This window comes from Oleiphilus sp. HI0117 (assembly GCF_001635235.1).
Map to the genome: position 1 here is coordinate 1 of NZ_LWGA01000142.1, position 1,524 is coordinate 1,524.

Annotated in this window: 3 protein-coding genes; 2 read left to right on the top strand and 1 reads right to left on the bottom strand. The window is 40.4% G+C overall.

Translation table 11 applies throughout. The features are described 5' to 3' along the window. Nucleotides 1-13: 13 nt before the first annotated feature. Together A3757_RS28010 and A3757_RS01930 are read left to right on the top strand one after the other, a co-directional pair. Nucleotides 14-136: a DUF2804 family protein gene (locus tag A3757_RS28010; RefSeq protein WP_369819517.1), complete on the top strand. Its 123-nt coding sequence runs from the start codon at nucleotides 14-16 to the stop codon at nucleotides 134-136. A 112-nt stretch (nucleotides 137-248) separates the two neighbouring features. Continuing rightward, a complete protein-coding gene (locus tag A3757_RS01930) occupies nucleotides 249-1,319 on the top strand; it encodes a hypothetical protein (RefSeq protein WP_068508376.1) in 1,071 nt (356 codons plus the stop codon). A 60-nt stretch (nucleotides 1,320-1,379) separates the two neighbouring features. Here A3757_RS01930 and A3757_RS27915 read toward each other — a convergent pair. Then, nucleotides 1,380-1,524 (bottom strand): efflux RND transporter permease subunit (locus A3757_RS27915; RefSeq protein ID WP_197469653.1); only part of this gene is annotated, 145 nt, incomplete at its 5' end.

Consider the following 1,524-nt stretch of genomic DNA (forward strand, 5'->3'; position numbering starts at 1 on the left):
CAATGCCGGTTTCATGGCCACAAACTTCAAACAAATATTCGGCAAGTTTAAGGGGCACTTAATCACCGCTGAAGGCAAACGCTACGAGATTGAATCTCAATATGGTTTTGTCGAAGATCAGTACTCTAAGTGGTAAACGTCCATACTAGACAATTTAATTACGACACATCAACAGCAAAAATAGACTTTTGATTTGACGCCTCTAGACATTAAGGGTACAACTGTAAGCTATATTACAGGAGTCTATTATGACTAAGCGCCAAGCAAACAAAACCAAGCACGACACAGCAAATGATAAAAGTGAGCTCCCCTCACTCTCAAAACAGCTATTAGAGCTACATTTAAAGCACGAACTTGAGTGCTTTAACTCCGATCGTTTTATTGAGCTATGCGATTCAGAGACTGAGTTTTTACTGAAAGCTGTAGGAGAAATCCATCTAAATAAGTTTGTCAGCGCTAAACAAATCAAACAAGTTATATACGAAAACGTCGTTAGCTCAAGTATTCCAGGTGCCATCGCCGAAGTTGCGGGTGAGGCAGCCGACACTCTATTTACATCAAAAAAACATCAAGAAACCTTACTGAACCAAATCATCAGCAAAAAAGACTTTGAAGAATTCATAGACAAAGCTTTAGAGCTAAAGGAGCAGCGAAACAAAGGCATAGACAAAGTAATTGAGCTACCGATATATGCCGAATTAATATCAGGCATTCTTTACCAAGCTATCCTTCGCTATATTTATGAAAGCAACCTAATCAGCAAGAACATTCCGGGCGTGTCCTCAATGCTCAAGATGGGAAGAAATGTAGTCAGCAAAGCTGCGCCAAAAATTGGCTCCGGAGTAGAGGAGAGCGTAAAAAGTTTTATTATCGACAGCCTCGACTTTATCCTGGACGAAAGCAAGAAGTTTCTAGAAGGCTCAGTAAGCGATGAGCAATTGCGCGACTCTGCAATGGAGCTATGGGAAGCGATTGAAAATAAACCCATGTCTGAATTTCAACAAGGTATGGACAGTTTAGATCTATCTGAATTTATCGCCTTAGGCTATGACTTCTGGCTTAAGTTTAGAAAAACAGATTATTTCATCAGCAGTTATGAAACCATCGTAGACTACTTCTTTAAGCGCTACGGCAGAAAAAACCTCGACGTCTTGCTCGAGGAATTTGATGTCTCAAAAGATAGAATTATTGCGCCCATAAAAATATTCGCACCCAAGGCTTTAGAAGCATTTAAAGAAAACGGCATTCTAGAGGAGCTTCTGAGACGCCATTTAGAAGATTTCTATAACTCTCAAACCGTCATAGATTTACTAGATTAGCCTATAAAATATTAAGGCGGGAAATTCCCGCCTTAATAGGTAGAAATAAGAAGCTCTACCCTACAACTTTTTTCTGTTGCTTAGATGCCTGACTAACTTATAGAAGAGAGGCGTTAAGAGTAAGCCAAAAACGGTAACCCCAATCATACCTGCAAATACAGCAACACCCATGGCCTCACGCATTTCTGCACCCGCTCCTGAACCC